This window comes from Mesorhizobium sp. YR577, from assembly GCF_900116595.1.
Lineage (GTDB): Bacteria > Pseudomonadota > Alphaproteobacteria > Rhizobiales > Rhizobiaceae > Mesorhizobium_M.
Genome location: NZ_FPBI01000018.1, coordinates 1 through 6,199 on the forward strand (window position 1 = coordinate 1; position 6,199 = coordinate 6,199).

General features: G+C 61.0%; 4 protein-coding genes. All 4 read right to left on the reverse strand.

Annotated features, from left to right (window positions below; genetic code table 11):
* Positions 1 to 264: 264 nt before the first annotated feature.
* From BM413_RS23290 to BM413_RS23305, 4 genes are read right to left on the reverse strand one after another with little or no spacing between them, the layout of a single operon-like run.
* The gene (locus BM413_RS23290; protein ID WP_091917246.1) at positions 265 to 2,382 is read right to left on the reverse strand and encodes a site-2 protease family protein; all 2,118 of its coding nucleotides are present in this window, start codon (positions 2,380 to 2,382) and stop codon (positions 265 to 267) included.
* Positions 2,379 to 3,782 carry an efflux RND transporter periplasmic adaptor subunit gene (locus BM413_RS23295; protein ID WP_091917247.1) on the reverse strand — a complete coding sequence of 468 codons (1,404 nt, stop codon included), beginning with the start codon at positions 3,780 to 3,782 and terminating at the stop codon, positions 2,379 to 2,381. Before BM413_RS23295 ends, BM413_RS23290 begins: the two co-directional genes overlap by 4 nt.
* The gene (locus tag BM413_RS23300) at positions 3,775 to 4,521 is read right to left on the reverse strand and encodes an efflux RND transporter periplasmic adaptor subunit (RefSeq protein ID WP_091917248.1); all 747 of its coding nucleotides are present in this window, start codon (positions 4,519 to 4,521) and stop codon (positions 3,775 to 3,777) included. Before BM413_RS23300 ends, BM413_RS23295 begins: the two co-directional genes overlap by 8 nt.
* A 33-nt stretch (positions 4,522 to 4,554) precedes the next feature.
* The gene (locus BM413_RS23305; protein WP_091917249.1) at positions 4,555 to 5,958 is read right to left on the reverse strand and encodes a TolC family protein; all 1,404 of its coding nucleotides are present in this window, start codon (positions 5,956 to 5,958) and stop codon (positions 4,555 to 4,557) included.
* Positions 5,959 to 6,199 lie beyond the last annotated feature (241 nt).

Genomic DNA, 6,199 nt, shown 5'->3' on the forward strand with positions numbered 1-6,199 from the left:
TCGTTCTGCCACCCTCCAACAGCTCCACACCCCAATCCACAGCCCCATCCGCCCCCAACGCAACAGCCACACGATGAATGCGCCACCCTGTCGCCTTCGAAGCGGTCTTCCCCTGGCGATGTTGTATTCGCGGTAGCCTGCTTCATCCGCCCAGTAAGCTCAGGTTCGCTGCATGTTGGCATTGGACTGGAGAGCGTTCACGCCGAGCTACGCGGTGAACTGATGGATGTCTTCGACTTTGCCAGCCACCGAGCCGGCCAAGCCTCACGCTCCTGCCTCGCGAACCAGCACCTTGAGAACCTGTCGCCAGGCGCGGGCCAGCAGGCTCTCGGCGCGGCCGTCCAGCAGGAGCACGCCGCGCCAGGTCTGGGCCGGATCGCCCCGTTCGTCGACCGCGCGTGCGGTCACTGCATACTCCGCGGCGATAGGCACCAGCCGTTTGCCATCGGAGGCATGCACGGCAATCCGGCCGCCGAACTGCGAGGTCAGTTGCGGGATTTCGAGTTGCTGGGCGCCTGATATCGCAACCGATGCCAGGACTACTCTCAGCTTCGGTTGAGTGAGGTCGTCGGGAATGAACCAACCGGTCGATCCGGGTTCGATGCGGGCGCGGTCATTGCCGGACACGTAGCCGCGTATGACCGATCCGTCGTCGGCCGACAGGAAAGCGAGCTGCTCCTTGCGCGAAATCCATTGTCCCGGCGCGATTTCAGCGTTCATGTCGGCGATCCTGCCGTTGAAGGGAGCCTTGATGACGAGCTTCGCCTCACGCTGCGCGAGACCGTCGCGCTTTGCCACGAGGCTGCTCAGCTGGGTGGCGATCACGCCCCGCCCGGCAAGATCCTCCGCATCGGCGCCGATGCGGCCAATGCGCTGCTGCGCTAGGTCGATCTCGATTTCGGCCAGCCCGCGTTCCTGCGCCAGCGTGGGTGAAGAAATGACGAAAAGCACATCGCCTTTTCGCACCATGTTCCCACGCTTGGCATTTATCTCTTCGATGCGACCGGCTTCTTCGGCAAAGAGCCGCACAAACGTTTCCGGCAGGATCAGAGCAGGGGCGCTGACGCGGGTCGAAAGCGGCATGGCCGCGAGGACGGCGAGGCCTGCAACGATTGCGAGGGTCACATAGGTCCGGCGGCTTGCAAAGATGTCGCTGCGCATAGCCCTCCACTCCTTGAGCTCCGACCAAACGGGGCGGATGATGAAAAACCCGATCTCGACGGCAAACAGCATCACGCCAACCAGCTTGATGGTGAAATGATAGACCAGCAGCGCGATGCCGAGATAAAGCGTCAGCCGATAGATCGCCGTGCAGATTGCATAGACCGTCACGATGGCATCGAGGCGCGGCGGGAACGGCTCCGGTGGCGGATAGCCGAGCCCGAACAGGAATTCGCGCAGCCGCCAGCGCATGTGGCGGAACGCCCTCGGCTGCAGGTTCTCGATGCCGAGCAGGTCCGCCAGCATGTAATAGCCGTCGAAACGCATGAACGGATTGGTGTTCACCAGCAGGCTCAACACCCAGCCTGCCGCCGCCAGGACGAAGACAGCGCTGCGCAACGGGCCGTCGGGTATGAACACCCAGAGGAACAGCGCAAAGGCTGCCACGCAAAGCTCGGTGATGACGCCAGCGGAATCGATCGCCATGCGCGAACGGCGGGATTTCAGTTTCCAGGCTTCGGTGACGTCGGTGTAGAGCAGCGGCATCATCACCATGAAGGCAACGCCCATGGTCGGCACGCGGCAGCCGTGCCGGTGCGCGACGTAAGCATGGCCGAGTTCATGCAGCGATTTGATCAGCACGATCGAGACGAGCGAGATCGCAGCACCTTCGAACGAAAAGACATAAGGGAAGGTGCCGATGAATTCTTCCCATTGCCGGGAGACGAGATAGAGACCGGCCAGGCCGACAAGCGCCGCAAAGAGCAGGAAGCCACGGCTGAACAGAAACGAGACATAGGGCCAAGTCGCGCGAATGAACGGCTCCGGCCTGACCAGCGGAATCCTGAAGAACAGATAATTGTGGATCAGTTGCATGAACAGCGAATGGCGCCGCTGCGAGGCATCGTAGAGCCCTCGCCATGATCCGGAGGCCGGCTGCGCCAGGAAAAAGTTTACGTCGAGCATGCGCAGCACCATGCCCACCTCTTCGGCGTCGGTCTGCCGGCCGAAACGGGCATTGAGGGTTCGGTTGAGCGCTCCAATGGTCGCACTGCGGTTCCACACCGAAAGCAACTGGAACATCTCGTAGGTGACGCGGAAGAAGCGATTGCGCAAAGGGTCTAGGACGACCCATACCGGCTCACCGGAATAACTCGTCCCGCCGCGCATGATCTGCAGGTCTTCGCGCAGGGACGGCAGCGGGATGTCGGGCGCGTTCATAGGCCGAGCCGCTGCCTTATCGCGGCAATAGGGCGGCGGAACAGATAGTAGGCCAGCGGCACCTTTTCGCCGGAGACTTGCGCGGTTCCGCGAATGCCCAGCCGCAGATCGGTCTGGTTCTCGTCGATCGAGGCGTAGACGCGGTAGGCGAGCACATTGCCTTCGATCAATTGCGCCTCGTAGGAAGCAGTCCGGACATGGGCGGTGATTGGGCGAAGTGGGTCGGAATCGAGAAATGCTCGCACCCTGGCGCCGGATGTCACGGCGACCGCATCGGCCACGGGAACGTCGACGCGGATCTGTATTTTCTTCGGGTCCGCGATTTCCATCACGCGTTCGCCAGTGGAAACCGGCCGGCCGATCCAGTCCCGCTTGTCGGTGAATATGACGACACCTGAAGCGGGAGCGGTAACTTCGGTGCGCTTGAGAAGATCGCCGGCATAGTCTCGTTTTGCGGTGGCAAGAGACAGCTCCGTGCGCGTGACCGCCAGGTCGCCGCGCACCCGCGGATCTGCCACCGCACCTTGCGAAACCTGCTTGAGCTTGGCCTCGGCCACCTTCACGTCCTGCTCGGCGACAGCCAGTTCGTTGCGAAGTGCAGTATCCGACATGCGAAGGAGAAGCTGGCCTTCCTGCACGCTGGCATTGGGATCGACCACGATCGAGTCGATAACGCCGTCGATTGGTGCTGCAACGATCCGGGGTTCGATCGGCGCGATTTCGGCCGGTGCCAGAACGGTCAGCGGCACGGGATAAAACCCCGCCGCGATCGCCGCCACCGCACCAACTGCGAGCCACGGTTTTAGACGAAACCGCCGCTTCAGCCGCCGTTCTCCCGTCAGCGCCGACCAAGCGTGGCCATAGGTTTCCGCCAGCCGCGCCGCGACGATCAGGTCTCCTTCGTTCCATGGCACTTCGCGGGCCAGAAGCATGCCGGCAAAGACGTGGCCATCGCGCAGCTTCAACGGCAGCCAGACGAGGAAGCGGTAGGGGAACGATTTGTGTTCCTCATCGTCCGGCGGACAATAGGCCGGCAGCACGAACTCACGCTTGCCGTTCAGGCCGGCGTCAGCCTCGAGCGCTCGCACGATACCTTCGATCCAGCGGATGCGCGGTGAGTCCCGCTCGACCTTGCCGATCGAAGACACCGCTTCAACCCTCTGCCGGGCGCGTTTGTTGGCAAAGACGAATATCTGCCGCGCGCGGGTTAGCCGGAGTGTTTCATTGGCGATGAGGAAGACCAGCTCGCCGACTGTCTCGGCCCGCCGGGCTTCCGCCTCGATCTTCAGCAACAGATCGAACGCCTGCTGGTTCGGCGGTTGCTGGGGGCCGAGGGGGGGCTTCGCCTGAATCAAGGTCGGTTTGGCCTGTGCAGGCTGCGGGCCGACTTTCTCAGCCATCGGGCGCCTTGAACTTCGCCGGTCCGCTCATTCCCGGCAGCACGCCGTTCGTATTGCCGGTGAAGCGGCCGATCACCTTGACGGTCTGGCTGACGGGGTCGACGACCGCAGCAATGCGCGACACCTCGGCCGGCAATGAACCGCCGGTTTCCTCGATGCTGAAATCGAAACTCACACCAGGCTTCAGCCATTTCAGCCACAGTGACGGCAACAGCATCTCGATTTCCAGCTCGGACTGGCCGACGATCTGCATGATGGGCTGGGTGCGGTCGGGGATCTCATAAGCATGGGCGCGCATCACCGCAACGCGGCCGTCGAACGGCGCCTTGATGGTGCAGCGGGCAAGCTTGCTTTGATAGGCCTCGACCATCGCCGCAGCCTGGTCCGTCTTGGCCTTGGAGAGCTGAACCTCAAATTTGCCTGCGGCGTTCAGCTTGGCGAGGCGGGAGTTGTTCTCATAAGTGATCTGTTCCGCCCGCAATTGCGCTTCGGCCGAGTTCAATTCGGCCATGAGGTCGCCGCAGTCGAATGTCGCAAGTATGTCCCCCTTGCTGAAGGACTGACCCTCGCGAAACGGCAGCGTCTCGACGCGAAAACCGAGATCGGTGGAGATCCAGGCCTCATCTACCGAACGAACAATGCCGCGGACAGACGTTTCCTCGTTCTGGGACGATGCAGGCAACGCAACCATCAAGCCGACAAGCAATGCCGAGGCAAAGGCGTAGCGTGATGCAATCATGCTTTAGGCTCCTCCCTCATCAACCACTGCCTTCTACTGCAGGCCTGCAACCTCCGTGCCGGCTTTTGTTCCACGCTCGATCCACATGCCCTTGAGCTTTTCGGCGATGACAGCGACGCTTTCGTCCGTACTCAGATTTGTCGGGAACGGATTTAGGCCCAGCGAAGCGTAGACATTGGCGTAGGCGTTCTGCAGGTCGGCATAAGCCATATCCAGCTTGGCATCGGCGAGCAGGGCGTTCATCTCCTCGCGGATCAGCACCTGTTCGCTGGTGCGCTGCGCTGCCGTCTCGGCGCGAACCTGGGTGAGGATGCGATGAGACACATTGGAGAGTGCTGCTGCCGTGCCGTAGGATTTTTGCAGATGAGCGTAGCGGACGCGGCTGATATGGACTTGCGTCATGATCGCCATGGCGACTGAAAGCGACCTTGCGTCAAGGGCTGCCTGTTGTGCTTCCACTTTCTTCATCACCGCCGGCATCGTTGCCAGCTTCATGAGGTTCCAACTGACCTTGGCGCCCCACGATACCCAATCGTTCGAAGAGATGAACTTGTTGGAGTCGTAGTTCACACCGGCATAAAGGTTGAAACTCGGCAGCAGCTCGAGCAGTGCCGCGTCGACTTCCTTCTCGTTGATGCGCATGCGGTAGGCGACTTCACGCATCTCCGGTCGGTTGGTTACAGCGATCTGGAAAAGGTCGCCGGATTTGCCGGGAAGGCCAAGCTTTGTCGTGCGGCGCTTGGGAACGGCCAATGTGTAGTTCGAGCCGGGGGTCACATTCATCAAAGCCGCAAGCTGGCTTTTGGAGACCTTCAGTTCGCCTTCGAGAAGTTCGATCTCCCGTTGAACCTGGATGAGTTCCCGCTCGTAGGTCAAGGCAACGAGCGGTGAGCTTTCACCGCTGCTTGCCAGCCGGCGCGTATCTCTCAGTGCGCCGGCAACACGGCCCTCGAGCGCGCGCATGCGACCGACAAGGCGCTCATAGCTGACCGCGCGCCAGTAAGCCGTGCGGACATCTTCGATCACCCTGTTCACGATCTTGCGCTTCATCTCCTCCTGGATGAGCGCCTCGTCAGCAGTCTGCTTTGCCCGAACATATGAGAGACCGAAGTCGAGAATGTTCCAGGAGAAGGTCAGGTCGTCGGTGAAGATATCCGGATCGCGCGTGGACGGCGTGCTCGAATCAGGGTCGGTGCGGCCCGCATAGCCGGAGTTCACAACGAGTTTCGGTAGTGCTGAATAGTTTGCGAGGTCGAGTTCGCGGACCTTGAGCGCCGCCTCCATGATCTCGACTTTCGTGTCCAGGTTGTATTTCAGAGCCCGGGCCATTGCCTCGTAGAGGCTGATCGAACCGGAGACCGGCTCCTGGTTGGCTGTCGCACGGATAAGTCTTTCGCTGGCGAATGCGAGATTTTGATCCTCGGAAAGAGGCTCCATCTTCAACGCGCAACCAGTCGCCAGCAAGCCGGCGGATAGCGCCAATATCTGCAACCTCAACGCGTCGAACCCCGGTTCTGACCCCGCCCGCCCTGAGCTAAGCCCGTCCCCCGATTCACCACTGGTTACAGCCTTACCTTGTCTTTCATGTTTGTTGCAATTGTAAAAAGACCACAGGCCAGGCAGTAAAATGTGACGTTGACCAAGATAACCGATTCAACCTTGAGGAATTGCTCAAGGT

What these genes read in the sequence shown, in the direction of transcription:
- BM413_RS23290 (WP_091917246.1), bottom strand. Translation starts at nt 2,382, where the DNA reads ATGAACGCGCCCGACATCCCGCTGCCGTCCCTGCGCGAAGACCTGCAG.
- BM413_RS23295 (WP_091917247.1), bottom strand. Translation starts at nt 3,782, where the DNA reads ATGGCTGAGAAAGTCGGCCCGCAGCCTGCACAGGCCAAACCGACCTTG.
- BM413_RS23300 (WP_091917248.1), bottom strand. Translation starts at nt 4,521, where the DNA reads ATGATTGCATCACGCTACGCCTTTGCCTCGGCATTGCTTGTCGGCTTG.
- BM413_RS23305 (WP_091917249.1), bottom strand. Translation starts at nt 5,958, where the DNA reads ATGGAGCCTCTTTCCGAGGATCAAAATCTCGCATTCGCCAGCGAAAGA.